The 26344-nt window shown below is 65.8% G+C and carries 24 protein-coding genes and 1 riboswitch; of the genes, 13 read left to right on the forward strand and 11 right to left on the reverse strand.

Annotated elements, in window-relative coordinates:
- A partial coding sequence (locus G391_RS15905; RefSeq protein ID WP_281168402.1) for a M10 family metallopeptidase C-terminal domain-containing protein occupies nt 1–2963 on the reverse strand: 2963 nt, incomplete at its 3' end.
- Nucleotides 2964–3134: 171 nt separating this feature from the next.
- Between G391_RS15905 and G391_RS13920 the strand changes: the two genes are divergently transcribed.
- A complete protein-coding gene (locus tag G391_RS13920; protein ID WP_211226480.1) occupies nt 3135–3536 on the forward strand; it encodes an AprI/Inh family metalloprotease inhibitor in 402 nt (133 codons plus the stop codon).
- Here G391_RS13920 and G391_RS0105210 read toward each other — a convergent pair.
- Together G391_RS0105210 and acnA are read right to left on the reverse strand one after the other, a co-directional pair.
- Nucleotides 3533–4699, reverse strand: coding sequence for an NAD-dependent epimerase/dehydratase family protein (locus G391_RS0105210; protein WP_029086584.1), 1167 nt, complete (start codon nt 4697–4699; stop codon nt 3533–3535). The genes G391_RS13920 and G391_RS0105210 overlap by 4 nt on opposite strands.
- 188 nt (nt 4700–4887) lie before the next feature.
- Nucleotides 4888–7584, reverse strand: a complete 2697-nt coding sequence (gene acnA / locus G391_RS0105215) for an aconitate hydratase AcnA (RefSeq protein ID WP_029086585.1) — start codon at nt 7582–7584, stop codon at nt 4888–4890.
- 385 nt (nt 7585–7969) lie between these two features.
- Here acnA and ccmA point away from each other — a divergent pair, with 385 nt between their 5' ends.
- Genes ccmA through G391_RS0105230 form a run of 3 tightly spaced genes read left to right on the forward strand, consistent with a single transcriptional unit; the run spans nt 7970 to nt 9924 of the window.
- On the forward strand, nt 7970–8551 hold the full coding sequence (gene ccmA, locus G391_RS0105220) for a heme ABC exporter ATP-binding protein CcmA (protein WP_425393380.1): 582 nt from the start codon (nt 7970–7972) through the stop codon (nt 8549–8551).
- Nucleotides 8548–9213, forward strand: coding sequence for a heme exporter protein CcmB (gene ccmB / locus G391_RS0105225; protein WP_029086587.1), 666 nt, complete (start codon nt 8548–8550; stop codon nt 9211–9213). Before ccmA ends, ccmB begins: the two co-directional genes overlap by 4 nt.
- A 33-nt stretch (nt 9214–9246) precedes the next feature.
- Entirely contained in the window at nt 9247–9924 is a 678-nt protein-coding gene (locus G391_RS0105230; protein WP_029086588.1) for a DUF4893 domain-containing protein, read from the forward strand.
- A gap of 242 nt (nt 9925–10166) precedes the next feature.
- Here the strand turns inward: G391_RS0105230 and G391_RS0105235 are convergent, their stop codons facing one another.
- Nucleotides 10167–11792 (reverse strand): serine hydrolase, encoded by a 1626-nt coding sequence (locus G391_RS0105235; protein WP_029086589.1) that lies wholly within the window; start codon nt 11790–11792, stop codon nt 10167–10169.
- A gap of 90 nt (nt 11793–11882) precedes the next feature.
- Between G391_RS0105235 and G391_RS13925 the strand changes: the two genes are divergently transcribed.
- The 4 genes from G391_RS13925 (at nt 11883) to G391_RS0105255 (ending at nt 14623) form a co-directional block, all read left to right on the forward strand.
- Entirely contained in the window at nt 11883–12596 is a 714-nt protein-coding gene (locus tag G391_RS13925) for a DsbA family oxidoreductase (RefSeq protein ID WP_245572046.1), read from the forward strand.
- 552 nt (nt 12597–13148) lie between these two features.
- The gene (locus G391_RS15560) at nt 13149–13598 is read left to right on the forward strand and encodes a hypothetical protein (protein WP_029086590.1); all 450 of its coding nucleotides are present in this window, start codon (nt 13149–13151) and stop codon (nt 13596–13598) included.
- A complete protein-coding gene (locus G391_RS15125; RefSeq protein WP_084169148.1) occupies nt 13580–14044 on the forward strand; it encodes an endonuclease domain-containing protein in 465 nt (154 codons plus the stop codon). The genes G391_RS15560 and G391_RS15125 overlap by 19 nt, the downstream gene beginning before the upstream one ends.
- 222 nt (nt 14045–14266) lie before the next feature.
- Nucleotides 14267–14623 carry an endonuclease domain-containing protein gene (locus G391_RS0105255; protein ID WP_035303879.1) on the forward strand — a complete coding sequence of 119 codons (357 nt, stop codon included), beginning with the start codon at nt 14267–14269 and terminating at the stop codon, nt 14621–14623.
- A 202-nt stretch (nt 14624–14825) separates the two neighbouring features.
- Here the strand turns inward: G391_RS0105255 and G391_RS13935 are convergent, their stop codons facing one another.
- The 5 genes from G391_RS13935 to G391_RS0105285 form a co-directional block, all read right to left on the reverse strand.
- Nucleotides 14826–15965 (reverse strand): helix-turn-helix domain-containing protein, encoded by a 1140-nt coding sequence (locus G391_RS13935; protein ID WP_084169149.1) that lies wholly within the window; start codon nt 15963–15965, stop codon nt 14826–14828.
- A 27-nt stretch (nt 15966–15992) separates the two neighbouring features.
- On the reverse strand, nt 15993–16592 hold the full coding sequence (locus G391_RS0105270) for a hypothetical protein (protein WP_156893860.1): 600 nt from the start codon (nt 16590–16592) through the stop codon (nt 15993–15995).
- 136 nt (nt 16593–16728) lie between these two features.
- Nucleotides 16729–18636, reverse strand: a complete 1908-nt coding sequence (thiC, locus tag G391_RS0105275) for a phosphomethylpyrimidine synthase ThiC (RefSeq protein WP_029086593.1) — start codon at nt 18634–18636, stop codon at nt 16729–16731.
- A 54-nt stretch (nt 18637–18690) separates the two neighbouring features.
- Nucleotides 18691–18800, reverse strand: a riboswitch (TPP riboswitch).
- Between the two features lie 41 nt (nt 18801–18841).
- On the reverse strand, nt 18842–19567 hold the full coding sequence (locus G391_RS0105280; protein ID WP_029086594.1) for an ABC transporter permease: 726 nt from the start codon (nt 19565–19567) through the stop codon (nt 18842–18844).
- Complete coding sequence (locus G391_RS0105285; RefSeq protein ID WP_029086595.1) at nt 19567–20487, reverse strand: ABC transporter ATP-binding protein; 921 nt, start codon at nt 20485–20487, stop codon at nt 19567–19569. The genes G391_RS0105280 and G391_RS0105285 overlap by 1 nt, the downstream gene beginning before the upstream one ends.
- Nucleotides 20488–20581: 94 nt before the next feature.
- Between G391_RS0105285 and G391_RS0105290 the strand changes: the two genes are divergently transcribed.
- From G391_RS0105290 to G391_RS0105310, 5 genes are all read left to right on the forward strand, one after another.
- A complete protein-coding gene (locus G391_RS0105290) occupies nt 20582–21091 on the forward strand; it encodes a DUF2975 domain-containing protein (protein WP_029086596.1) in 510 nt (169 codons plus the stop codon).
- A complete protein-coding gene (locus G391_RS0105295) occupies nt 21091–21333 on the forward strand; it encodes a helix-turn-helix domain-containing protein (RefSeq protein ID WP_029086597.1) in 243 nt (80 codons plus the stop codon). Before G391_RS0105290 ends, G391_RS0105295 begins: the two co-directional genes overlap by 1 nt.
- Nucleotides 21334–21390: 57 nt before the next feature.
- Nucleotides 21391–23718 carry a DNA translocase FtsK gene (locus tag G391_RS0105300; RefSeq protein WP_029086598.1) on the forward strand — a complete coding sequence of 776 codons (2328 nt, stop codon included), beginning with the start codon at nt 21391–21393 and terminating at the stop codon, nt 23716–23718.
- A gap of 129 nt (nt 23719–23847) precedes the next feature.
- A complete protein-coding gene (locus G391_RS0105305) occupies nt 23848–24468 on the forward strand; it encodes a LolA family protein (RefSeq protein ID WP_029086599.1) in 621 nt (206 codons plus the stop codon).
- Between the two features lie 198 nt (nt 24469–24666).
- Nucleotides 24667–25461 carry an exodeoxyribonuclease III gene (locus G391_RS0105310; protein WP_035303882.1) on the forward strand — a complete coding sequence of 265 codons (795 nt, stop codon included), beginning with the start codon at nt 24667–24669 and terminating at the stop codon, nt 25459–25461.
- Here G391_RS0105310 and G391_RS0105315 read toward each other — a convergent pair.
- Both G391_RS0105315 and G391_RS15565 read right to left on the reverse strand, forming a co-directional pair.
- Nucleotides 25458–25883 (reverse strand): type II toxin-antitoxin system VapC family toxin, encoded by a 426-nt coding sequence (locus tag G391_RS0105315; RefSeq protein ID WP_029086601.1) that lies wholly within the window; start codon nt 25881–25883, stop codon nt 25458–25460. The genes G391_RS0105310 and G391_RS0105315 overlap by 4 nt on opposite strands.
- Entirely contained in the window at nt 25865–26284 is a 420-nt protein-coding gene (locus G391_RS15565) for a DUF7662 domain-containing protein (protein ID WP_156893862.1), read from the reverse strand. The genes G391_RS0105315 and G391_RS15565 overlap by 19 nt, the downstream gene beginning before the upstream one ends.
- Nucleotides 26285–26344: the final 60 nt, after the last annotated feature.

Here is a 26344-nt window from a genome sequence, read left to right on the forward strand (position 1 = left end):
TTGCCGCCGTACAGACCGTCACGGTCATCGCCGCCGTAAAGCGTATCGGTACCCTCTCCGCCAAACAGTTCGTCAAAGCCGACACCCCCGTACAGAAGATCGTTACCGTCCTGACCCTCCAGACGGTCATTGCCGGCATCGCCTCTCATCTCATCGTTGCCGATGCCGCCGTAAAGGGTGTCGTGATCCTCCCCACCGGCCAAAATGTCATTGCCGTCCTCGCCATAGATGATGTCCATGCCGGTGTTGCCGAAAACGAAGTCATCCCCGTTACCGCCGTTGATCAGGTCATTGCCCGCGCCGCCATAGAGACTGTCGCTGCCATCCTCTCCATGGAGCTGATCATCACCGTCGTCGCCATAGAGGGCGTCATTCCCGTGATAGCCGCGTAGGATGTCGTTGCCGGTCCCGCCACGGAGCGTGTCGTTGCCCTCGCGGCCATCGACGATGTCGTTGCCGCCAAGCGCATTGATGTCGTCGTCGCCCACCGTACCTTCCAGGGTATCGTCGCCCTCGGTCGGAGCGGCCGCCAAGGCATAGGTACCGTCGGTGAATTGAGCGAACTCAACACCAGTCAGAGTGTCGGTCTGGGTCCCGTTCGAGACGGTGAAGGATCCACCGCCATTATCGGTGATCGTCCACGACGATCGCGCACCGAACAGGACCACCCTGTCTGTGCCCTCACCGCCATTGATCGTGTCGTTGGAAGAGCCGCTGTAGAGGACGTCGTCGCCGTCGCCGCCGTTCAGGGTCGAACCGATGCCAGTGGCCTCGACGTAGCTGTGTCCAGGAATTGAGATGTTTAAAACATAGGTGCCGCTAACGGGAACGTTTGCGCTGCCACCAGCCTCACTGGCGCCGGATTGCCAGGCCCCGACGGCGATGTAGTAGGTCCCACCTGTGGCAAAGGTGTAGTTGATCAGCGATGCCGTGTTGCCCGTAGCCTCGTCATCATTCCAGGCGAGCTGGGTGCCGCTGGCATCAAAGATACGCAGAGTGGTGTCGAAGCCGGCGCTGGCGATGTCAAAGGTACAGGCGGCTCCAGCCGTCACCGTGAAGGCGTAATATTCCTGCCCGCCGCCCACTCCGGTCCCACGGATAACCGCGTGCGGCACCGTGGTGGCGTTTTGCACCCCGGGGTCATTCATCTTATCGAAGTTGGCGTCGACGTTAACGGCAGTTCCGATAGACAGGTTGAATTGGCTGCTCGGCTTGATGACATCAGCGGCCGCGACCATGACACCGTCTCGAGCGTATAGCTGATCGTTTCCACCCTCACCGTTGAGGGTGTCGGAGCCACCCAATCCGTCAATGATGTCGTCCGCTGTACTGCCGGTGAGGGTGTCGTTGAAGGTGCTGCCCCGGACCGCTTCAAAGCCGGCCAGGCTGTCGTTTCCGGCGGCACCAGAGGACGTCCCACTCGTCAGGTTGACCGTAACGCCGCCCGTGGCATTGCTGTAGTCAACCCAGTCGAAACCGAGGCCGCCAGTCAGGTTGTCATTGCCACGGCCCCCGTTGATTTCGTCGTTTCCGGCACCGCCGTCGATCGTGTCATTGCCGTCCGCCCCAATGAGATGGTCAGCGTAGTCAGTTCCGGTGAGTGTATCGTTGGTGGCATCGCCCTCGATGATGATACCGGCGTTGGCGATCGGAGCGGCAATGGTCTGGTCGGCAAATTGAAGGTTCTCGATGCCGCGTAGGACATCGGTGCCGTCAGGCCCGACCACGGTGACAATGCGATAGGCGATCCCGTTGATTGTCTCGGTTCCAGCCGTGATCGTATAGGCCGACATATTGCCGGAGAAGACAGCCGTATCACTGCCCGCGCCGCCGTACAGGTTGTCGTTGCCAGCCCCGCCGGTCAGACGATTGTTGGCGCTGTTGCCGACCAGAACGTCGGCTCCTGAGCCACCGATGGCGTTCTCGATAACGGCTCCCATGGCGATCGAGACGTTGCCGACCAGGCCCCCGACGCTGGAGAAATGGCCCTGGCGTAGATCCACAATGCCAGCCTGGGTGTAACCGGAGAAATCCAAAGTGTCGGTCCCACCGGCATCCCAAACGGCAAAGATCACGGCCTGGGGAGAACCCGAGGTGCCCGCGTTGAACCAGACGCGATCTGCTGTCGAGTTGAAACCGTAAACGGTGTCGCCCGCGCGGGTGGTCATATTGGCCCCGTAGAGGCGCTGAGCAGCCGCGATGTCATCTAACAGCGGAGCCGAGGAATACCGACCCCCGAAATTGCCGCCGGTGTTGGATTCCCCAAAATAGCTCATCACCGTGTACTGGCGAGAGTCTTCGTAGTAGGTCGCACTACCCGAATAGGTGATGGGACCTCCGCTGCCCGCATTGTAGTCAGCCGGATGACCTAGGCCGATGGCATGGCCGATCTCGTGGACCAGAACCTGATAGCCATAGGCCAGATACAGCGGTGTCGCGTTATAGCTGAGCGAGGAATTGATCCAGACATCGCCCGAGTTAGCCGTTGAGTTCGTGTTCCCGGGGTAGTAGGCGAAGGCAGCGGCCCCATCCGCGCCTGCGGAATAGTTGCCGAACAGCATGGCGGCGCTGTCGGAGTAGGCTCCCTCGCCGGAGCTCCCGGTCCCAACCCGATTGAAAGTGATCCGGGCCACATCGGACCAGGCCAGAAGCATGAGTTCGGTCGCGGCGATCTGCGCTTCGCTAAAGCGAGAGAATCCCGATGTATCCGACGGCATCTGAGCTGGCGCGTTTGACCGGAAAGCATAGGTCACGGTCGCCGGGTCGCCGATATTGGCCGACCAGCGGGCATTGGCCCGCGTGATCTGGGTTCCGGCGTCCGTGGGCGTCAAAGACGGTTTCCCGTTGCCGGCGGTGCCGCCGCGATCATCGAGATCGAGGTACGACAAGGGATTGTTTGGGCTGAAATTCAGGCCACGCTGTCCGGCACCGACGGCCAGATCATTGCCGATATCGTCCGGCAAAAAGTCGGTCCGGCGAAATTGTCCTGACATATCAGCGCAAACGATGCACATGCCCTATCCTCCCAGTCCGCAACTATCCAATTGTCGCGCGATCTAATCTGACACGCTAAGCCTACCAGCGAAATGTGCCAACCCTTATGGTAACTGACGATGGCGATTTCGGTCTTGAAAATGCTGGTTTCTGCGCTGACCCTGCTCGGGGTCCCGGCCTGTCACGCGCCGACGTCCGAGGCTGTCGATGCGGTGGAGGAAAACACCATGCACACGTCACCCCTCTTGAACGAGGCCGAGGGTCTGGCCGGAAACTGGCACCTGGCTGGGCCGGAGGGCGACTGCGCGCTTGAGCTGAGTGCCCGGAATGCGCCTGTGGCACAGGGCAGCCTGGCGGCTCCCATGCAGGCCCTGACAATCGCGGGTGACTGCCTGCGCGACCGATCGCCTCAGGGGTGGCGGCCGGTTCCCCTGGGCCTGGAACTGGACAATGCCGACGGCATGGCCATCCTCACCTTTGAGCACATCGGTGAGGCAACCTATCGGTCAACAGACGGGGCGTGGACCCTGACGCGCCGCTAGGTTGCCGAACGCCAGTTCGATACGCATGGGATTTTTGTCCGATCTGCCCGGTCGGCATAGCGGGTGGCGATCTCGCGCACCTCGGCCAGCAGCCCGTCTTCCAGCCGGATCGGATTCAGGCCCAGGCCGAGGAAGCGGTCATTGACCACGTCCAGCTCGTTCTCGTCGGCCTCACGCCGTGGATTGTCGAGGTTGGTGATCTCGGCCCCCGTCGCCTCGGCCACCATCTGAGCCAGGTCACGCACGCGGTGCGTTTCGGTCATCTGGTTGAGGATTTGCACCCGCTCGCCCTTCTGGGGCGGGTTGTCGATGGCTAGCTCGATGCAGCGCACGGTGTCGCGAATATGGATGAAGGCCCGCGTCTGGCCCCCCGTCCCATGCACCGTCAGCGGATAGCCGACCGCCGCCTGCATCAGAAAGCGGTTCAGCACCGTGCCGTAGTCGCCGTCATAGTCGAAGCGGTTGATCAGTCGCTCGTCGCGTTCCGTCTCCGGCGTCTGGGTGCCCCAGACGATGCCCTGGTGCAGGTCCGTCACCCGGATATCGTCATTGCGGTTATAGAAATAGAACAGCAGCTGATCCTGGGTCTTGGTCATGTGGTAGATTGACCCCGGTGCCGCCGGGTGCAGGATTTCGCGTTCAACCAGGCCGTCCGGTCCCTCGACCATGACCTTAAGATAGCCCTCGGGGATGGCAGCGCCCGAGGTGCCGTAGCCATAGACGCCCATGGTGCCCAGGTGCACGAGGTGGGAGTCCACCCCCGCTTCGACGATGGCTGCCAGCGCATCATGGGTGGCGTTGATGTTGTTGTTGACCGTGTAGCGTTTGTGCTGGGCCGACTTCATCGAATAGGGCGCGGCCCGCTGTTCGGCGAAGTGGACGATGGCGTCGGGCTTCTCATCCCTCAAGTAGGTGACCAGCCGGTCGAAATCCTGGCCCAGCGTCAGATTGACGAAGCGAATATCCTTGCCGGACACCTCTTTCCACGCCGCCAGCCGTTCGCTGATCGAACGGATGGGCGTGAGGGATTCAACCTCCAGCTCGACGTCGATCTTGCGGCGCGACAGGTTGTCGACGATGACCACATCGTGCCCGAGATTGGACAGGTGCAAGGCCGTCGGCCAGCCACAGAATCCGTCGCCGCCCAGAACAAGAATACGCACGTCGAGCTCCCATCAACCTCCTGTGTCTCTTAGAGGCATTCGTTGCCAACGCAACGCCTTGCGCCCCTCGTTTTGCCAGGGTCACCATCAGTGGCGTTGAGGGGGGGAGCCCGGCGTCGGGCCAGCCCACAAAAAAAGGGGGCGCGGTCGCCCCGCGCCCCCTAATCGGGTTCAGTCTGTGCGAAGCCTCAGGCCGAGGCCAGGTTCCGCAGGACGTAGGGCATCACCCCGCCAGCCTTGAAGTAGTCCATCTCGGTCTGGTTATCGATGCGGCAGCGCACCGGGAAGCGGGCCATCTTGCCGTCCGACGGACGGAACATCTCGACCCACAGTTCCTGACGGGGCTTCAGCTTGCCGACATTGGCGTCGGACAGGCCACGGATGGTGACGATCTCCTCGCCGGTCAGACCGAGCTTGGTCCAGCCCTCGGCCTTGAACTGTAGCGGCACTACGCCCATGCCGATCAGGTTGGAGCGGTGGATGCGCTCGTAGCTCTCGGCGATGACGGCGCGAACACCCAGAAGGCGCGTGCCCTTGGCCGCCCAGTCGCGCGACGAGCCGGTGCCGTATTCCTTGCCCGCGAACACCACCAGCGGCCGACCCTCGGACTGGTAGCGCATGGCTGCGTCGTAGATCGCCATGACCTCGCCCGACGGGAAGTGCTTGGTGACGCCGCCTTCGATCTCCGGGGTGATCTTGTTGCGAATTCGGATGTTGGCGAAGGTGCCGCGCATCATCACTTCGTGATTTCCGCGGCGTGCGCCGTAGCTGTTGAAGTCGATCGGCGCGACGTCATGGTCGATCAGATACTTGCCTGCCGGCGAGGTGGCCTTGATCGACCCGGCCGGCGAGATGTGGTCGGTGGTGATCGAGTCGCCGAAGATGCCCAGGATGCGCGCTTCGATGATGTCTGCGACCGGGGCCGGCTCCATTGACAGGCCGTCGAAGTAGGGCGGGTTCTGAACATAGGTGGACTTGTCGTCCCACTCATAGGTCTGGCCACCGGTGACCTTGATCGCCTGCCAGTGCTTGTCGCCCTTGAAGACGTCGGCATAGCGTTTGGCGAACATTGCCGGCGTCACCGACTTCTTCTGGATGTCGGCGATCTCCTTGGAGGTCGGCCAGATGTCCTTGAGGAAGACGTCCTTGCCCTTCTTGTCCTGGCCGATCGGCTGGGTGGTGATGTCGATCCGCATCGAGCCGGCCAGGGCGTAGGCGACGACCAGCGGCGGCGAGGCCAGATAGTTGGCCTGGACGTCCGGGTTCACCCGGCCCTCGAAGTTGCGGTTGCCCGACAGGACCGAGGTGGCGACGACGCCGTTGTCGTTGATGGCCTGGGAGATCTCGGAATCCAGCGGGCCGGAGTTGCCGATACAGGTGGTGCAGCCATAGCCGACCAGGTTGAAGCCCAGCGCATCGAGGTCCGCCTGCAGACCGGAATCGGTCAGATAGTCGGTCACCACCTGCGAGCCGGGGGCCAGCGACGTCTTGACCCACGGCTTGGGCTTGAGGCCCAGCTTGGCGGCCTTGCGCGCCACCAGACCCGCCGCGATCAGCACCGACGGGTTGGAGGTGTTGGTGCATGAGGTGATGGCGGCGATCACCACGTCGCCGTCACCGATGTCGAAGTCACGGCCCTCAACCTTGTTGCGCGGGGCGTCGGCCGGGCGGTTGAAGGTGCCGGTCAGATGGGCCTCGAACTCCGGCGCGGCGGTGGTCAGGGCGACCTTGTCCTGCGGGCGCTTGGGACCGGCCAGGGACGGCACGACGGTCGACAGGTCCAGCTCCAGGGTGTCGGTGAACACCGGCTCGTCCGAACCCGGCTCGATCCACAGGCCTTGCGCCTTGGCATAGACCTCGACCAGGGCGACGCGCGCCTTGTCGCGACCCGTGGCCGTCAGATAGTCGATCGTGGCCTGGCTGACGGGGAAGAAACCGCAGGTGGCTCCGTACTCCGGGGCCATGTTGGCGATGGTGGCCTGGTCTTCGATGGTCATGCCGGCGATGGCGTCACCGAAGAACTCGACGAACTTGCCGACCACGCCGCGCTTGCGCAGCATCTGGGTGACGGTCAGCACCAGATCGGTGGCCGTAGCTCCCTCCGGCAGCTTGCCGGTCAGTTTGAAGCCGATGACCTCGGGGATCAGCATCGGGATCGGCTGACCCAGCATCGCGGCCTCGGCCTCGATGCCGCCGACGCCCCAGCCCAAGACGGCCAGGCCGTTGATCATGGTCGTGTGGCTGTCGGTGCCGACGACGGTGTCGGGATAGGCGACAGTCTTCTTGCCTTCGTCGGCGGTCCAGACGGTCTGGGCCAGGTTCTCCAGGTTGACCTGGTGGCAGATGCCGGTGCCGGGCGGCACGACGCGGAAGTTGTTGAAGGCCGACGAGCCCCAGCGCAGGAAGTTGTAACGCTCGATGTTGCGCTCGTATTCACGCTCGACGTTCTGCTCGAATGACTTGGGCGTGCCGAAGTGATCGACCATGACCGAGTGGTCGATGACCAGATCGACCGGGTTCAGCGGATTGATCTTGGACGGGTCGGCACCCAGGGCCGTCATGGCATCGCGCATGGCGGCCAGATCGACGACGGCGGGAACGCCGGTGAAATCCTGCATCAACACGCGCGCCGGACGGAAGGCGATCTCGTGTTCGACCGAACCCTTGTTGTCGATCCAGGCGGCGACGGCCTTGAGGTCGGCCTCGGTGACCGACACGCCGTCCTCGTTGCGCAGAAGGTTCTCGAGGAGGACCTTCATCGAGCGCGGCAGGCGAGAGATTCCGGTCAGGCCGGCTTCCTCGGCGGCGGGAAGGCTGTAATAGGCGTACTTCTTGCGCCCGACGGAAAGGTCCTGACGGGTCTTGAGGCTGTCAACTGACGGCATGGGAGAGGTGTCCTCTGATCAAAGCCGCCCGACAATTCGGTTGCGCGGTCGCGCGCTGGACGCTGGGGCACACAGGTCCCCGACGTGCGCGGCGATCGCCTGCTGCGGCTGCGGCGGATATAGCCATGCGCGCACGGTTCGTCCATGAATCCATGATGCCGTCATGGGCATTGAGAGAGGTTCGCAAAACAAACCCTTCTTCCCTTGCGGGAGAAGGTGTCATGCGCACCATGACAGATGAGGGGTCGCGCCGGCCTCGCCGCAGCTAGAGGCCAAAGCCGACACCCCGATGGATCAGCGCGACCCCTCATCCGACCCCCTGCAGGGGCCACCTTTCCAGGCTCCGCGCTGCCCTTCGGGTCCCGCAAGGGGAGAAGGCCTCTTGGTGCGTGACCTGACGGTGGCGCGGGGGGACCGGCTGTTGATCCGCGATCTGTCGTTCAGCGTCGGGCCGGGCGAGGCGGTGGTGCTGACCGGGCCGAACGGGGCGGGCAAGACCTCGTTGCTGCGGGTGGTTGCGGGCTTGCTGAAGCCGATGAGGGGTGCGGTCGAGTTGTCCGGTGAGAGCGAGTGGGCGGATCGGTTGCATCTGATTGGCCACCAGGACGGGCTGAAGGCCGGGCGGACGGCGAGAGAGGAACTGGACTTCTGGTGCCGGTGGGCCGGGGCGAATGGTGCGGGGATCGAGCGGGCGGTGGAGACGCTGGCGCTGGGGCCGCTGTTGCCCTTGCCGGTGCGGTCCTTGTCGGCGGGTCAGAGGAAGCGGCTGGCGATGGCGCGGCTGGTGGCGGCGGACCGACCCTTGTGGCTGCTGGATGAACCGCTGGCCCCGCTGGATGCACGGTGGCGGGAGAACCTGGGCCTGCTGGCTGATGAGCATCTGGGAACAGGCGGGATGATCCTGGCGGCGGCGCATGACCCGATGCCGTTCGAGCATGGGGTGCTGGACCTGGGGGGTGTGGCGTGAACCCGGTGATGCTGTTGTTCCGGCGCGAGTTCGGCCTGGCCTGGGGGCGGGGAGGGGGCGCGATCATGGCGCTGGCCTTCTTTGCGGCGATCACCGCGCTGACACCCCTGACGGTGGGTTCCGAGCCTGAGCGGTTGGCGGCGCTGGCGGTGGGGTCGTCCTGGCTGGCGCTGGCCCTGGCCAGCCTGCTGTCGCTCGAGCGTCTGTTCGAGCGCGATTTTGAGGATGGGGCGCTCGACCTGCTGGCCATCGGACCGCTGGGCCTGGTTGGAGTGTCCGCCATCAAGGCGCTGGCCCAGTGGGTCGCCATCGGCCTGCCGCTGGCCGTGGCCGCGCCGGTGGCGGCGGCGGCGCTGGGGGCCCCGGATTCGATCCTGCCTTTGACTCTGGCCGCCGCCGCGATCGGTGGCCTCGGCTTTGCCTTTACCGGCATGATGGGGGCGGCCCTGGCCCTGGGTTCGCGACGGGGTGGTCTGTTGATCGCAGTGGTCGTCCTGCCGCTTTTTGCGCCCCCCGCCATCTTCGGCGCGGGCCTGCTGGTGGCCGCGGCCCAAGGCCTGCCGTGGGTGGGGGGACTGGCGCTGATTTTTGCCTGGACGTTGTTTTCCGTCGTGGTTTCCCCGATGGTTGCGGCCTTCTCCGTGCGCGACGCGCTGGGGTGACGCGGGGGCGTGTCAGAGGGGTCCACCATTTCCATGAACGGCATTCGATTTCCGGCAGCACTCGCATCGATCTTGCTGCTCTCGGCCTGTGCCACCGCTCCTAGCTATGGCCCTCCCTATGGGCCGACCCCGCCGCCGCCGCCGGCCCCGCCGTCAGACGGGCCGGGCGGGGGTGTGCTGCGCGACTGGCGCGGGATTATCACCCAGGAGGATCGGTCCCGGCTGGATCGCATCGACGAGGCCTGGCGCCGGGCCCTCGATCAGGCGCGTCGGTCGGAGGGTTCGGGCGATCTCTTGTCGGTTGGGGCCTTGATCGATCCGCATGCGGCCCTGGACAATCCGACGCCACCGTCTGGCCGCTATCGCTGTCGAACGGTCAAGCTCGGCCACCAAGGTGCCACCGGCCTGGGCTATGTCGTCTACGGCTGGTTCGAATGCGAGATCACCCGCACGGCCAATGGGCTGCGTCTGGTCAAGACGACCGGCTCGCAGCGTCCCAGCGGGCTGCTGTTCCCGGAAGACGATCTGGGCATGGTGTTCCTGGGCTCGATGGCCCTAGGCGAAGAGCCGCGCGCGAACTCCTATGGCAACAATGACGAGCGCGACTTTGCCGGTCGGGTCGAGCGGATCGGACGCAACCGCTGGCGGCTGGTCATTCCGTACCCCGAGTTCGAATCGACCCTGGATCTGATCGAGCTGGTGCCGGCCTAGGTCGCAGAGTTAGTGCACTGTGAATCGGGTGCACTAAGTGCACTAACGCCGGCGCGGGGCGCGCGCGGAATTGCGGCAAGATCTCGCCACCCTGGGTTCAGGCACCTCTGGCCGGACGATGAGAACGACCCGAGCCGACACGATAGAGGCGTGCCGGCCGGCGGGCACAGACGGCCACCAGACCGCGCCGGGCGGTCGGGTTTTCAAGGCCTTGGCGGTCACGGGTGCGGGGATGTCGGCGGTCAGGCCACCCTGGTCAACCTCAGGTCCTGATAGTCGTAGCTGAAGTCGATGTCGGGCGAGACGCCGCGCACCGTCGCGCGGACGGGGGCACCGTTCTCGATCTCGAAGGTGATGAAGGCGTCCTCCTCACGTAGGTCGGGGAAGCGGGTGCGGAACGTCTCGCCGTCGTAGGGCTCCAGCGGGCCGTTCAGGGCGTGGGAACGCGTGAAGGCGAGATGCAGGCTGCCGTCGCGTTCGGTGATCGCGATGTCGCCGTACCAGGGATCGCGCCACGTCCCGGCGTAGGCCTCCAGCGGCAAGGACGGCGGCGCGCCCGCCGCCTGGGCGGCGTCGATGGCGGCGGCGGCTTCGAGGGAGCGGGCATTGCCTTCGGTCTGGCGGCGCTGGCCGTCAGCGATCCAGTCGAAGGTGACCTTGTCCATGAGAATGTCGGCGATGCCCTGACGCAGCGCACGTAGACAGAAGCTCTCTTCGGCATTGGTGAAGACAGAAAAGCCGGCATTGCGGCCCGGGATCAGGAAGGTCGAGGAGATGCCGCCGGGCGAGCCGCCGCCGTGGTTGACGATGCGCTCGCCGCGATAGTCCTGGACGGCCCAGCCCATGGCGTAGGTGGCGGTGATGGCGCGGTTGGGCATCTGGTCGGTCGGGCCGGGCGAGGAGCCGGAGATGACATTGGGTCGCCACATCTCGCGGGCCTGCACGTCCGACCACAGGCGCGGGCCGCCGTCGGGGGCCTGACCTGCGGCCAACTGGGTCTTGATCCAGCGGGTCCAGTCGGCTGGGGTGGCGCAGATGCCGCCGGCGGCGGCGGCGGAATCCCAGTTCCAGATGCCGGGGATGGTGTCCGACAACAGGGTCATGGCCCCCTGATAGCGGAGCGGCGGGCCGATGCGGCCATGAGGAAGCGCGGACCGTGCCGGATCGGCCATCGACGTCATCGGTACGGTGTTGGTCATGCCCAGCGGCGTCAGGATGCGGCTTTGCAGACAGTCTTCGAAGGGCGCGCCCATTTTCGCGGCGACCACCTCGCCGGCGACCACGAACATCAGGTTGCAATAATGATACCCGGCCCGGAAGCCGTACTCGATCGGCACATGAGGCACGGCGGCCATGATCTCGGCGCGGGTGCGGTCCGAGTTCGGCCAGAACAGCAGATCGCCCGCCCCCAGGCCAAAGCCGGCGCGGTGCGAGATCAGATCGCGCACGGTGATGCGCTCGCCGATGAAGGGGTCCGACAGTCGGAAGTCCGGCAGATAGGTGCGCACCGGCGCGTCCCATTCGATCTGGCCGGCGTCCACCAGCATGGCCAGGAGGGTTGCGGTCGTGGCCTTGGTGTTGGACGCCACAGCAAACTGGGTGTCGGCGTCCGCCGCCTCGCCCGAGCCCATGCGCTTTTCGCCATAGCCGCGGGCCATGACGGTACGGCCGTCGCGCACCACCGCCACGCCGACCGCCGGCTGGTCCGGCCAGGCGGTCATGACGCGGCGGACATAGGCGTCCACCGCGTCGGCGAGGGCGGCGTCCTGATCCTGGGCCGAGGCGGCGTGGCTCCAGCCCAGTCCACCGGCGGCCGCGCCCGCGAACAGGGCGCCGCGACGGGTCAGGCGGGGTTGAAAACCGGACATGGTCGTCTCCTCGGGCTCTTTACCGGGCGGCACGCTAGCGGAGGCGGGCGGTGCTGGCGAGAGGCCGGTCGCGGTCCCATATGATCCGCCATGACCCAGACATCGACCCTGACCCGCCCCTTGAAGATCGATTTCGTTTCCGACGTCGTGTGCCCCTGGTGCGCGGTGGGACTGGGCGGATTGACCACGGCGCTGGAGCGGCTGAAGGCCGATGGCATCACCGCCGAGATCCACTTCCAGCCGTTCGAGCTGAACCCGCAGATGGCCCCCGAAGGCGAGAACATCGTCGAGCACATCGGCCGGAAATACGGCTCGACCCCGGAACAGTCGGCCCAGAACCGGGCGATGATCCGTGACCGCGCGGCCCTGGTCGGGTTCGAGATGAACCTGGGCGAGGCCAGCCGGATCTGGAACACCTTTGACGCCCACCGGCTGATCCATTGGGCCGGCGCCGAACCCGGCGCGGGGGGACCTGACGAGGGCGGTCCTGAGGCTCAAGCGCGGATGAAGCGGGCGCTATTGAGCGCGCATTTCACCCACAATCAGCCGCTGAATGAGGCCGAAACCCTGGTCGCAGCGGCCGAGGCCGCAGGCCTCGATGGGGCCGAAGCGCGAGCGGTGCTGGCCGAGGGCCGGTTCGCCGACGCCGTGCGGGCCGAAGAGAAACTGTGGATCAGACGGGGCATCAACTCGGTGCCCGCCGTGGTGGTCGAGAACAAGTGGCTGATCTCCGGCGGCCAGCCGGCCGAGGTGTTCGAACAGGCCCTGCGCCAGATGGCGGCCGAGACGGCGGGGGCGCTCTGAGGCCGGGACCGCTGGCGTGCGGCCGACTCGAAGTCGGCGATGGGGAATTGGGGTGCACTGCACATGCTGGTGCCCAGACGGCCCTCGTCTATGTAGGCCAGAACGACCGTTTCACGATCAACCTCGAAACTGATTTCGCACACGGCCCCGCCAGGGCCTGGCACATGGAAGATTGATCGAAAGGTGCGATGCGGCCCGCGCAGGGTGCGCCTGACAAGGAACCGCGTGACCACGTAACCATCGCGCCCGGCTTGCCCCGGCGCGGGAACCGTCGAGACGGCCTGTCCAATGAAGGCGACCTTGTGCGCGGCAAGCTGTCGCTCAGCGCTCTGCCACTCTACGCAGCTGCACGCCCAGGCCGCGCCGGCGGTGGCCAGCGAGCCAGCAGCAACGATGATGAAAACCAGGGCGCGCATGTCAGCAGGGAACGCGCCGGTTGGGGCAGGAGTGTGGCGCGGGTTGGCCGGGGCGGCGATAGGCTGGATGCCCGCTTGACGCCGCCCTGGCGGCGGCGTCATCTCCTGGTCGAACGCGGATCGACGGGGAGCGACCATGCACAGACTGATTATGGGAACGGCGATGGCGGCGGCCCTGGCGCTGAGCGCCTGCGGCGATCCGGTGTCGGACGAGGCGCGCCAGCAGGGTAACGCCGAGCGGGCGGCGCGCGCGGCCTGCTATGAGGCGGCGGGCTTCACCGTGGCCGAGACCTCGCCGGCGCCGGCGGGCGGCGGCAACCGCAGCGGCCCGGGCGGCGACGCCTGGAATGACGGCGCGCTGCAGGCGGCGGACGGGACCTGGCTGGACCTCTACAGCTGGAGCGAATGGGCCAATGAGCCGGACCACGCCGAGACTACGGCGACCTATCAGGTCGAGCAGTTCAACCAGCAGGCCTATGCCGACTACGGCCAGGCCCGCGCCGTGGGCCGTCGCGCCTATGTGCCGCACACGCCGGGCGAGTTCCCGCAGAACGCGGCGCTGGATGCGTGCCTGATGATGCCGTGAGGCGGGGGCGGCGGAGGGCCAGCCCCGTCGCCGCCCGAGAGCGGGCGACGCGGGCGCGGGCCTGGCGGCGCCGGCTGACCCGGTCCGAGGCGACGCTGTGGTCGATCATCCGGGACGGCAAGCTGCAGGGCTATGTGTTTCGCCGCCAGCAGCGGGTGGGGACCCATATTCTGGAGTTCTACTGTCCGGCCTCGCGGCTGGCGCTGGAGATCGTGCGGCTGCGTGAGACGCCCGCCCAGACCGAGGCGGCGGAAGAGCGCCTCGCGCGGCTGGAGCAACAGCACGAGATCCAGACGCTGCGCTTCTGGCACGAGGCGCTGGAGATCAATCTTTACTGGGTTTCGGGCCATATCATCACCGCCCTGAGGGCCGGTCAGCGATGGCCGATGACCTGGGTCCCGCCCCCGGCCTGGCAACGGCACTGGCCGGATCTGAGGCCGCGCTGAGGGGGTGAAGCGCCTGTGCTGAAAGGTCGTTCTCCCCTCCATCGCTACGCGGCCCCCTCCCCAACGGCTTCGCCGTCAGGGAGGAGACAGGTGCGCCGACCTTGCCGTATCGTCTCCTCCCCAGCTCAGCTGGGGAGGGGGACCCCACGGCTTGCCTCTGGCGAGCCGCGTGGCAGCAAACGCCGGATCGCGAAGCAATCCGGAGGGTGGTGGAGGGGACTCTTGCCGATACGCAAAACGGTGGAGAAAGCCCGCGACCTCCGCCGTCGCCTGACCCCGCCCGAGGCCCGACTGTGGTTTGCGATCAAGGGCGGTAAGCTCGAGGGCCTGAAGTTCCGCCGCCAGCACCCCATCGGCGCCTATGTGCTGGACTTTTACTGCGCCGCCGCGCGGCTGGCGGTGGAGGTCGACGGCCAGGGGCATGACCATCCCGACCAGATCGCGGCGGACCGGCGACGGACGGCGTGGCTGCAAGAGCAGGGGATCGGGGTGATCCGGTTCACGGCCGAGGATGTGCGGGTGAACCTGGACGGGGTGCTGGAGAGCATCCTGAAGGCGGTGCGTAAGCGGACGGGCTGATTTCCCCTCCACCCCTTCGGGGTCCCCCTCCCCACTTCGCTACGCTCGCAGGGAGGAGACAGGCGGCGGCCGGGATGGACCGACTTTACAGCGACGTGGCCGCCCACACCGCCGGGGCGGCGCGGCGGTTCGGGCCGGTGGAGGAGCACTGGGATGTCGTGGGCTGGGGGATGGAGTGAGGGGCGCTAAGGACACCCCCCGCCTACTGAAAGTCCTTAAGCTTCACCACGGGAGCTGCTTCTTGTCGAAGATATCCTCGAGGAAGACACGCCAAGGACTCGACGTCGAAACTCTCAAGGCCGACGGCAGAGAGAAATTCCTCCCGACCGAAAATGCCGCCCTCGATGCAGAGCTTGATAGCCTCCGCCAACGCAATCGGCTTTTCGGCGATTAGTTCATCGTCGAGCGGCTCAGCCCTCCGCCAACCGCGAGCGCTCATGTATTTGAAGAGACGCTCTTTGTATTCGTCGCCGAAAATTCCGAGCGAATGAGCCCGCATGATCATTCCTGCAATCGATACTCGCCAACGCCGCTTTATCGAGATGAAGTAATCCAGCTCCATGCGTTGGACGTCACGAGAGAAGGTTTTTGCGGGAAGGAGGAAAGCGCTGGCGAATCTATGAGCTTGCCTTTCCATTTCAGCATACTCTGCTTTACTTAGTTGGTCGGGACTGATCGAGCGGTGCATAACCAAATGCCCGAGCTCGTGCGCGGCATCGAATCGAGAGCGCACGGCGGAAGCCTTATCGGAGGCCAGCAGAACGACCGGCCGCTGACAGTCGGGCGACCACGCGGACACCCCATCCATCTTCACACCGCCGAGTTCCTCCTTGACCACGATGGCACCCGCGTTCTCCAGGATGGCTACCACATCCTTGATCGGTCCCGTCCCGAGGTTCCAGTGATCGCGGCACTGCTCGGCAGCTTCCTCAATCGCCTGATCGTCAATCTGGGCTAGTGCACCCATATCGAGGTTTGGGAAGTCGAGATCCGCAAACTCGACCCAGCGTGAGAGGTGGCTTTCGAGCAACTCGGCCCACCGCAGGCGCGCCTTGGACTTCTTCTGGAGCCCGACAGTTACACTCGAGTTCGAACGGAAGTAGTGATCGGAGCAGGCCTCGCCTGTTTTCTCGAAAAGCGAAGCGCGAACACTTAGCGCATTGCAAAGGCGAGAAATTCCCTCCCAGTCGGGGCTCTGCCGACCTGCCTCCCATGCGGAAACAGTCGATGAGTCACGCCCTACCATCTGGGCAAGCGATGTTTGAGTCAGACCACGAGCGAGGCGTGCCTCCTCGAGTCGAACGCCATTAAAGCCTGGTGCGCCTCGTGCCATCACCTTCATCCTGTAGAGTGATTTGGAACGAACCTGTTAGTCTTCGGTGCCGGTGTTGCGAACCGGGCCGCGCAGCCTCGGGACACGACGTTCCGGCACTTCGGGAAGCTCACCCCATTCGGCGTCGTCATACATGGCGCGAACGGCGTCCACGCGATCATAAAAGTGCCACGACCTCAGGCTGGAGGTGGGCACGCCAAAGTACACGCCGGCGGGAAGGGTAGGGTCCTCGTCCCGGTGCGGCTTGGCGATCAGCACCATGGCGAACCGAAACTCGTCCGGCATCACCTCGGCCTCTTGCGGCCAGAGGTCCGGCTGATACGGCTCGATGGCTGAGTTCAGGGACGCCAGTTCGGCTCGCGCCCGCGACCGCCGGAGGCCGTCCAGAGTGTCAGTGATGCTGGCAGCCACGATGGTCTTCCCCATCCGAACGAGCGGCATGGGATACCCTGACGGCCCGATCCTCATGGTGATCGCCTCACCGCCAATCGATTCAACGAGATCGGCTAAGCCCCGCTGGACGGCGAAGTGGCGGTCCGACCCTCTTGCGTAGGCAACCTGGTTGGAGAGGACGCGGCCTTCATTGACCGCTCGATGGTGGGCGGAAGCAAAGGCAGCATCGACCATTTCGGGCATACTATCAAAGAATCCGCGGGGGATGTCCGGGCGGATGCAGCGAGTGAAGAAGCCCATCGGATGTCTCGAGTCTGTGTTGATCGGGAAAATAGGACGAAATCCTGCGCCAAACAACCCCCGAGGCCAAAAATGTGCGTTAGACCTTCACCTCAATCTCCCCGCCCCGCTCCCGGAACTTCGCGCTCATCTCCCGCATCCCGGCCTCGGCCTCCAGCGAGCCCCCCGCATCGTTCTGCGCCTTCGCCGCATCCCGAATATCCTGGCTGATCTTCATCGAGCAGAACTTCGGGCCGCACATGGAGCAGAAGTGCGCCGTCTTGTGCGCTTCCTTCGGCAAGGTTTCGTCGTGGAACTGGCGGGCGGTTTCGGGGTCGAGGCCGAGGTTGAACTGGTCTTCCCAGCGGAACTCGAAGCGGGCGCGGCTGAGGGCGTCGTCGTGGAGGCGGGCGGCCGGGTGGCCCTTGGCCAGGTCGGCGGCGTGGGCAGCGATCTTGTAGGTGATGACGCCGTCCTTGACGTCCTGACGGTCGGGCAGGCCGAGGTGTTCCTTGGGCGTGACGTAGCAGAGCATGGCGGTGCCGAACCAGCCGATCATGGCCGCCCCGATGGCGCTGGTGATGTGGTCATAGCCGGGCGCGATATCGGTGGTCAGCGGCCCGAGCGTATAGAAGGGCGCCTCGTGGCAGTGCTTGAGCTGCTCGTCCATGTTGGCCTTGATCTTGTGCATCGGCACATGGCCGGGGCCTTCGATCATGACCTGGCAGCCGTGGTCCCAGGCGATTTTGGTCAGCTCGCCCAGGGTGCGCAGCTCGGCGAACTGGGCCTCGTCATTGGCGTCGGCGATGGAGCCGGGGCGCAGGCCGTCCCCCAGCGAGAACGACACGTCATAGGCGCGCATGATCTCGCAGATCTCGGCGAAGTGTTCGTAGAGGAAGCTCTCCTTGTGGTGGGCCAGGCACCACTTGGCCATGATCGAGCCGCCGCGTGAGACGATGCCGGTGACGCGGCTGGCGGTCATCGGCACGAAGGGCAGGCGCACGCCGGCGTGGATGGTGAAATAGTCCACGCCCTGTTCGGCCTGTTCGATCAGGGTGTCGCGGTAAACCTCCCAGGTCAGGTCCTCGGCCACGCCGTTCACCTTCTCCAGCGCCTGATAGATGGGCACGGTGCCGATGGGGACCGAGCTGTTTCTGATGATCCAGTCGCGGATGTTGTGGATGTTCCTGCCCGTCGACAGGTCCATGACGTTGTCGGCCCCCCAGCGGGTGGCCCAGACCAGCTTGTCGACCTCGTCGTCCACCGAGGACAGGACCGCCGAGTTGCCGATGTTGGCGTTGATCTTCACCAGGAAGTTGCGGCCGATGATCATCGGCTCGACCTCGGGGTGGTTGATGTTGTGCGGGATGATGGCGCGGCCGCGCGCGATCTCCTGACGGACGAACTCAGGCGTCACGAAGTCCGGGATGGCGGCGCCGAAATCCTCGCCGTCGCGCACGCACGGCGCGGTCTGTTCCCGCCGCAGGTTCTCGCGGATGGCGACGTATTCCATCTCGGGCGTGATGACGCCGGCCTTGGCGTATTCGTACTGGGTGACGGGGCGGCCTGCGACGCCCTTGAAGACCTGGTGGCGCGAGGTGTCGAAGCGGGGGGCCAGGTGTTTGCCACTGGCGTGGCCGTTGTCCTCGGGCTTCACTTCGCGCGGCTCAGCGACGGGGGCGATGTCGCCGCGGTCGAGCTGCCAGGCGGACTTCACCTTCGGAAGGCCCTGGGTGATGTCGATGGCGACCGTCGGGTCGGTGTAGGGACCGGATGAATCGTACATCGTCACCGGCGGCTCATTGGCGCTGGGGTGCAGGGCGACCTCGCGGAAGGGGACGCGAATGTCGGGATAGAGCTCGCCGGCCACATAGACCTTGACCCCGCCGACGCGCGGGCCGGTCGGAATGCGGCCATGCTGGTCGGCCACGGCCTTGCGCGCCTCGGCCAGGGGGAGGGTCGAGCTCTCCGGCTCAGCCGGGGTCGCGGTGGGGACGTGGACGTTCATGGCGGCCTCTTGCGGTCAGAGGGCCAGACGGGTCCGGTCGGTGGGCGGACCCCGGGCGGGGCCAGCGTCTCTCCCTTCGCCGGCATGACCCGGATCAGGTTCGACCGGTCAGAGGGAGCACCCTCAATCTCAGCGACTCGCGCGTCGCCCCCGGGAGAACAAGGCGGACCCTAGGCCCCTGCCCGGTTCGAGGCAATCGCGAAGGCTAGGGCACGTCGCGGTGCGACAGGACGGCGATGGCGGCGAGCAGGGCCAGAAGGCCGAGGCCGAGGCCGAGGCCCAGCGCCGTCTGGGCGCGCCACGGCTCGCTCGCGAGGATGTTGACCGGCATTTGCCAGGGCAGAAAGACCCCCTCTTCGGCCCCGGTCGCGACCACGGCGAAGAAGGTCCCGGCGATGCCGAGCACCAGGCCCGGAACGAAGCTGGCGAAGCGGAGCGCCAGGAAGAACTGGATGGCGATCATCAGCACCGACGCCAGGTAGATGCGGCCAAGGGATTCGGCGACCGTGGCCAGGCCGAGTGGACCGGTCGGCGCATTCTCGGGCCGGATCAGGCCGGCCAGGGCACCGGCCGCCAACGTCAGCATCAGGCACAGGGCCGTCATCGCCGCCACCACGACCAGGACGACCAGCGCCTTGGCCGCATAGATGCGCCAGCGGGCGATAGGCAGGGCCCGCAGCTGGTCCCAGGCGCGCGGCGCGTGCTCGGTCTGGGCCAACAGGGCGGTCAGGGCGGTGACGCTCATGGGCAGCATGAAAAAGGCCCAGATGCCCGACGACGCGCCCAGCCAGACCTCCCACGGTCGCTGCTGGCCGTCGCGTAGACCGTTGAGCAGCAGGAACAGGCCCACCAGCGTGGGGGCCGCCAAGATGAGCAAGAGGGCCAGGGAGCGGTGCAGCTTGGTCAGCTCGGTGCGTAGGATCGGGAACATCAGGCGGCCTCCGGCAGGTTGAGCCTGGCTTGGCGGTATAGGGCTTCGAGGGTGCGGGGGCGCGGGGCCAGGCGGTGGACGTCCAGGCCCGCCTCGATCAACGCCCGGTTCACCTCGGCGGCGACCCGGCGGGCGTCGTCGTGCGGCGCGAGGCGAAGGCGCAGGTCGTCAGCGACGTCATATCCGGCGGCCAGCGCCAGGGTGCGCGCCTGGGCGTCGTCGCTGGTGGCCAGTTCGATGTCCTGGGGCTGGCCGGCCAGCAGGTCGGACAACCGTCCCTGCACCGTCAGCCGTCCGAGGTGGAGAATGCCGACATGGGTGGCGATCTGCTCCACTTCGTGGAGCAGATGGCTTGAGACGAAAACGGTGGCCCCGGTACGGTCCGGCAGCTCGGCCAGAAAACGGCGCATGTCGGCGATGCCATCGGGGTCCAGACCGTTGGTCGGCTCATCCAGGATCAGCACGCTCGGCGATCCCATCAGGGCCCGGGCCAGACCCAGCCGCTGGCGCATGCCGAGGGAATAGTCCGACACGCGCTTGTCGGCGCTGGAGCGCAGGTCCGTCAGGTCGAGCACCCGGTCGAGCTCGTGGCGGTCGAGGCCGCGAAGGGTGCGGGCGAGGTCCAGGTTTTCGCGGCCGGTCAGGTTTCCGTAGAAGCCGTGCGCCTCCAGCAAAGCCCCCACCTGGCGAGCGGCGCCGATGCGGTCGCGGCCGACATCCAGGCCCTGGATCAGAGCCTGGCCGTCGCTGGGACGCAGCAGACCCAAGAGCATGCGGATGGTCGTGCTCTTGCCTGCGCCATTGGGGCCAAGGAAGCCGTAGACCGCGCGTCGTGAGACGTGCAGATCGAGTGCGTCGACCGCGAGCTGGCGCCCGAATCGACGGCTCAGGCCTCGGGTTTCGATCGCGAATTCGGACATTGCGCCGGCTCCAGATATTTAAGTCGCATTTAAACGTTGCGAAGATCTTTTCTTTAAGTCAAGATTAAATTTCCGAGAGGTTCTGGAGGAGCAAATGTCGCAGACCCAACTGGATTTGTTCCGCAGGCGCTGTCGCCAGTTTCGGGGGCTCGCCTGGTTCTTGATCGGGTCGATGGGCCTGGTCGTCCTGGTGCAGGCGATGAGCATCCTGGTCGGTATCGCCGGCACGGCGGGCGGCGAGGCGTCGATGCTGCAGCCAGACCTGGTCGTCAGCCTGTTGCTGAGCATGGTTTCGCCGGCCTGCTATCTCTATGCCGTGTGGGTGATCGGTCAGGCCATGGGTGCGCTGGCCAAGGGCGATCTGTTCCAGCCCGTGCTGGCGAAGGCCTTGCGCCGCGCCGGGATCGCCCTGGGGATTGGCGGCCTGTTCAGCGTGTTTGTGATGACCAATCTGATGCGCCTGTTCGGCGTGATCGACGGCGGCTATCTCAACTTCGATGTTTCGGCGATGACGCTGGGCATGTTCGGCGGCGTGCTGTTCCTGCTGGGTACACTGGTTGAGGAGGCCCGGCGGACACAGGCCGAGCTGGACGAGATGATCTGATGCCGGTGCGCGTGACCCTGGACGCCGTGATCGTCAAACGTGGCGTCAAGGCCAAGGACTTGGCCGCCGAGGTCGGCCTGAGCGAGACCCAACTGTCTCTCTTGCGGTCCGGCAAGGTGCGAGGCGTGCGGTTCGGCACCCTGGCGCGCCTGTGTGCGGCGCTCGACTGCAAACCTGCGGACCTGCTGGACTATGCGTTTGATCCGGCCGACCTGGAGGACGAACCGCCCCCATCATCCTAAACGCCGTCTTAACCGCGTGCGGGCCAAGACTTCGGGTTGAAGGACTGGGAGTGCGGCATGGCGTCGGCGACGGCGATTGTTCGGGATCGGCTGGTGGAGAGTTTCCGCCTGTTCTGGGATGCGCCCATGGCGCTGCGGCTGCGCGGCGGCGTGGTGGCGGCGACGGGGCTGTTCCTGCTGATCGCGTTTGCCTCCTATGACCCGGCGGACCCGAGCTGGAATGCCGCCTCGGCCACACCGGCAACCAACTGGCTGGGCGGGGCCGGGGCGATCTGGGCCGATGTCTGGATGCAGTCGGTGGGCCTCGCGGCCTGGCCGGCGGCGCTGTTCATTCTGTACCAGGGGATCCGGCGGGCGCTCGACAATGACCCGATGAAGGACCGAGCGGTCAATCATCGGCGGTCACTGTACGCCCTGGGGGCGATCCTGATTCTGGCGGGGGTGCTGTCGACCTTGCCGCCGCCGGCAGCCTGGCCGCTGGGCAAGGGGCTGGGCGGGTTCTGGGGGTCGGGGCTGGCGGACGGTCTGGGCGGCTTCTTCAGCTGGCTGAGATTGCCGGCCCCGATGATCTGGGCGGGGGTCGTCTATGGCCTCGGTTTTATGGCGCTGGCGGTGCCGGCTCTGGGCCTGACCGGTCAGGATCTGGACCGTGCCTCGGATTGGGCCCGTCGCCGTCGCCGGGGAACATCCGCGCCGGCGACTGCTCCGGCGGCGACAGTACGCAAGCCCCGCGCGAAGAGGGCCGCTGTCGAGATCGCCGAGCCGGAGGTTGCCGCCCCACAGCCGAGTGTACAGCCGCGTGTGGCCGATCCGAAGCCGGCCAAGGCTTCGGGGCGCGAGACGCGCGAAAATCAGGGCGCCTTCGCCTTTGTTCAGCCGGGCGGGTTCAAGCTGCCGGAGTTGAACATCCTGACCAAGGGCGACCGGCGCGCCAACAGCGTTGACGAACAGGCCCTGCTCCAGAACGCCCGGATGCTGGAAGGGGTGCTGGCCGAGTTCGGTGTGCGCGGCCAGATCGACCAGATCCGGCCCGGCCCGGTGGTGACCCTGTATGAGCTGTTGCCGGCACCGGGCGTGAAGCACGCGCGTGTCGTGGCCCTGTCGGACGACATTGCGCGGTCGATGTCGGCGCGGGCGTGCCGGGTATCGGTGGTGCCGGGCAAGAATGCCATCGGCATCGAGCTGCCGAATGCCAAGCGCGAGACGGTGTGGCTGCGCGACCTGCTGAGCGGTCAGGCCTATGAGAAGGCAGGCCATATCCTGCCGCTGGCGCTGGGGGAGACGATCGGCGGCGAGCCCTATGTGGCGGACCTGGCGCGGATGCCGCACCTGTTGATCGCGGGCACCACCGGCTCGGGCAAGTCGGTCGGGGTCAATGCGATGATCCTGTCGATCCTGTATCGCCTCAGCCCCGAGCAGTGCCGCTTCATCATGATCGACCCGAAGATGCTGGAGCTGTCGGTCTATGACGGCATTCCGCACCTGCTGGCGCCGGTGGTGACCGACCCGAAGAAGGCGGTCGTGGCTCTGAAATGGACTGTGCGCGAGATGGAGGACCGGTACCGTCGGATGTCCAAGATCGGCGTGCGCAACATCGCCAGCTACAATGAGCGGGCGCATGAGGCCCTCAGCAAAGGCGAGCATTTCGAGCGCACGGTCCAGACCGGCTTCGACGAAAACCGGCGCCCGATCTATGAAAGTGAGAAGATCCGGCCCGAGCCCATGCCCTATCTGGTCGTGGTGATGGACGAGATGGCTGATCTGATGCTGGTGGCCGGCAAGGACGTGGAACAGGCGGTCCAGCGGCTGGCACAGATGGCACGGGCGGCTGGCATCCATCTGATCATGGCCACCCAGCGTCCGTCGGTGGACGTCATCACCGGCACCATCAAGGCCAACTTCCCGACCCGGATCAGCTTCCAGGTCACCTCCAAGATCGACAGCCGCACCATCCTGGGCGAGCAGGGGGCCGAGCAACTGCTGGGCCAGGGCGACATGCTCTATATGCCCGGCGGCGGGCGCGTGATGCGCCTGCACGGGCCGTTCGTGAAGGACGAGGAGGTCGAGGCCGTGGCCCGCTTCCTGCGTGACCAGGGTGAGCCGGACTATGTGCCGGACGTCACCGACGGCGGGGACGACGACGAGGGCGGCGCGGCCTTCGGCGAAGACGGGGGCGGTTCGGGCGATGACCTCTACGACCAGGCCGTGGCCATCGTCACGCGGGACCGCAAGGCCTCAACCAGCTATGTTCAGCGTCGGCTGCAGATCGGCTACAACCGTGCCGCCACCCTGATTGAGCGAATGGAGCAGGAAGGCGTCGTCAGCCCCGCCAACCATGCGGGCAAGCGTGATGTGCTGGCCGGACCGCCGCCGCCGGCACACTGAGTAAGGCGGGAGCTGACATAGCCCTCCAACCTGAACGCCGCTTCATCGGGGTGCCGGACAATCGCCATGAGGAAGCCCTTGCGGCGTCATGGCGGATCGCTAGAGACGGGGTCGAAAGGAGATCAGACCATGAGCCTGACCCGACGAAACCTTCTAGGCGCGACCGGAGCCCTGACCGCTCTGGCTGTGGCCGGACCCGTTCTGGCCCAGACCGAACTGACGGCTGAGCAGCGCAGGCTGGTCGAGCGGGCCCAGACCTATATGAGCACCCTGCGCTCGGTGCGCGGGCGGTTCGTCGAGACGGGGCCACGTGGCCAGCGGTCGCAAGGGGCCTTCTATCTGCGCCGTCCGGGCCGGATGCGGTTTGAATATGACGCCCCTTCGCGACTGGTCGTCGTGGCGGACGGCGCTTTCATCCACCGCTGGGATCCGCGCCTGGAGGTCTATCAGCGCCTGCCGACCAACCAGACGCCGCTGAGCCTGTTGCTGGACAACAGTGCCGGCTTTTCAAATCGCTACATTCGCATCGAGGAGGTGGCGGCAACCTCGGACGGGTGCCAGATCCGGTTGCGTGATGCCCGGCGTCCGCGCGAGGGCTCCCTGACGCTGGTGTTTGGAGGCAGCACCTATCGTCTGCGCGAATGGACGGTGCGCGATGCCCAAGGGTCCGCCACCCGCGTCCAGCTGGCAACCATTACGCCGGTGTCGAATCTGGCGGACGCCCTGTTCCGCAACCCCCGACCTTCGTGACTTTTTCGCTACGAAGGCGGGGCGTTCGGCGGCCGTGTTGACTTTTCCCTTGTCAGTGGCATAATCATCACAGACATCGAGCGGCGGTTCGGTGTCTCGTCGTCGGCAAGTCCCCTCCCGATGGCGCGTGAGAGACGACCCCCTCCGGCGCCCGGCTTGGTTTCCCGAGCCGGGCGCATTTTCTGTTAAACGGGGTGCATGCTGAGAATCGCGACCTGGAACATCAACTCGGTCCGCCTACGGGCGGATCAGGTGCAACGCTTCGTCACCGAACAGGCCCCGGACGTTCTGTGCCTGCAGGAGATCAAGTGCCAGACGGCGGAGTTCCCGTCCGCCGCCTTCAAGGCGGTGGGGATGCCGTACCTGCGGATCAGCGGTCAGAAAGGCTGGCACGGGGTGGCCATCGCCTCGCGCTACCCGATCACCGATGTGCCGGTCGTCAATGCCTGCCGAGAGGGCCATGCGCGCTGCGTGTCGGCCCAGGTTCAGGGAATCGAGATCCAGAATTTCTACATCCCCGCCGGCGGCGATGTGGCGGACCGGGAGCTGAACCCCAAGTTTGACCACAAGCTGGACTTCTATGAGGCCCTGACGCGCGAGATGGCGGCAAGGGACAAGCAGGCACCGCTGGTGCTGGCGGGGGATTTCAATATCGCGCCGGGCGAGAACGACGTCTGGAACCACCGCTATATGTCCAAGATCGTCAGCCACACGCCGATCGAGGTGGAGACACTTCGGCGGCTACAGGCGGCGGGCGATTTCGCCGATGTGCTGCGCGACCAGATCCCCGAGCCGACCAAGCTGGCCAGCTGGTGGAGCTATCGCGCCCAGGATTTCAGGAAGTCGAACCGGGGCCTCAGGCTGGACCACATCTGGACCTCACCGGGCCTGACGCCGCGGGTGATTGCGGGGTCCGCCAAGATCCACGAGGATTGCCGCGCCTGGGAGCGTCCGAGTGACCACGCGCCGGTGACGGTGGATGTGGAGAGCTAGCAGGCGATAGCGCTGATGTGGCCGGCGGCGGCATAGTCGAGCAGTGGTCGGTCACGCGTGACAAGCCGGTAGCCATAGGCGCGTGCCGTGGCGGCCAGGATACGGTCCGCTGGATCACGCAAGCGGGCATCCTCCAGCTGCGTCGATTCGACGAGAACGCTGGGCGGGAGATCGGCCAGGCCGATCCCTGCTTCCAGAGCGCTCTCGAACCAACGCAAAGGCGGCGCGGAGAGCACGATGCGTCCTTTCGCGACGAGCATCCCGATTTCCCAAGCCGTGATCGGCGAGAGGAATGCGCTTCCAGGCTCGGCCTGCGCTTCCTGGAGGGCTGTCTCCGCTTCGGGTCGCAGATGGGCGCCACGGTCCATCAAAAGCACCGCGCAGGTATCCAGAAGGAGCGGTCTCAACGCTCGGCGTCCCACACTTCTCCCGTAGGTTCAGTGATATCGACACCCTCGGGGATGGTGACGGTTCCCGCCATTTTCGTTCGGAATCGATCAAGCCAACCAACTCGCGCAGCGGAAGGGTTCACCGGAGCCTGGGCAGAGCGAGCTGGTGGCGCGGGAGGTGGAGCAGCCTTTCCCGACCGCCGAAACACCACCCGCCGCGAGGCCAGGTCGACCCGCTCCGTAATGAACCCTGCCGACAGCCACGACTTGGTCATGACGTTATTGGAGGGATTGTTGCTCCACCAGGCCCGATGACGCGCGGCAGCGGGGGGCAGGGGCGCTCCAATCACTTCTTCGATGTCGGCGAAGGACAGAGGGATTTCAGTCTCCCGCCGGCCCCGCAGGAAGTGTTCCAGTGGCTCATACTTGGCCACGACGCTCTCCTGAAAACGTAGGTGTATTGTGTGGATACACACATAGATGCGACTTGGTCA

The organism is Brevundimonas aveniformis DSM 17977, from assembly GCF_000428765.1.
Classification (GTDB): Bacteria; Pseudomonadota; Alphaproteobacteria; order Caulobacterales; family Caulobacteraceae; genus Brevundimonas; species Brevundimonas aveniformis.

Bases quoted from the DNA above. Each gene is read 5' to 3' on its own strand.
- G391_RS13920 (WP_211226480.1), top strand. From the start codon at position 3,135: ATGCTGGTTTCTGCGCTGACCCTGCTCGGGGTCCCGGCCTGTCACGCG.
- acnA (WP_029086585.1), bottom strand. From the start codon at position 7,584: ATGCCGTCAGTTGACAGCCTCAAGACCCGTCAGGACCTTTCCGTCGGG.
- G391_RS0105230 (WP_029086588.1), top strand. From the start codon at position 9,247: ATGAACGGCATTCGATTTCCGGCAGCACTCGCATCGATCTTGCTGCTC.
- G391_RS0105235 (WP_029086589.1), bottom strand. From the start codon at position 11,792: ATGTCCGGTTTTCAACCCCGCCTGACCCGTCGCGGCGCCCTGTTCGCG.
- G391_RS13925 (WP_245572046.1), top strand. From the start codon at position 11,883: ATGACCCAGACATCGACCCTGACCCGCCCCTTGAAGATCGATTTCGTT.
- G391_RS15560 (WP_029086590.1), top strand. From the start codon at position 13,149: ATGCACAGACTGATTATGGGAACGGCGATGGCGGCGGCCCTGGCGCTG.
- G391_RS13935 (WP_084169149.1), bottom strand. From the start codon at position 15,965: ATGAAGGTGATGGCACGAGGCGCACCAGGCTTTAATGGCGTTCGACTC.
- G391_RS0105270 (WP_156893860.1), bottom strand. From the start codon at position 16,592: ATGCCCGAAATGGTCGATGCTGCCTTTGCTTCCGCCCACCATCGAGCG.
- thiC (WP_029086593.1), bottom strand. From the start codon at position 18,636: ATGAACGTCCACGTCCCCACCGCGACCCCGGCTGAGCCGGAGAGCTCG.
- G391_RS0105280 (WP_029086594.1), bottom strand. From the start codon at position 19,567: ATGTTCCCGATCCTACGCACCGAGCTGACCAAGCTGCACCGCTCCCTG.
- G391_RS0105285 (WP_029086595.1), bottom strand. From the start codon at position 20,487: ATGTCCGAATTCGCGATCGAAACCCGAGGCCTGAGCCGTCGATTCGGG.
- G391_RS0105290 (WP_029086596.1), top strand. From the start codon at position 20,582: ATGTCGCAGACCCAACTGGATTTGTTCCGCAGGCGCTGTCGCCAGTTT.
- G391_RS0105295 (WP_029086597.1), top strand. From the start codon at position 21,091: ATGCCGGTGCGCGTGACCCTGGACGCCGTGATCGTCAAACGTGGCGTC.
- G391_RS0105300 (WP_029086598.1), top strand. From the start codon at position 21,391: ATGGCGTCGGCGACGGCGATTGTTCGGGATCGGCTGGTGGAGAGTTTC.
- G391_RS0105305 (WP_029086599.1), top strand. From the start codon at position 23,848: ATGAGCCTGACCCGACGAAACCTTCTAGGCGCGACCGGAGCCCTGACC.
- G391_RS0105310 (WP_035303882.1), top strand. From the start codon at position 24,667: ATGCTGAGAATCGCGACCTGGAACATCAACTCGGTCCGCCTACGGGCG.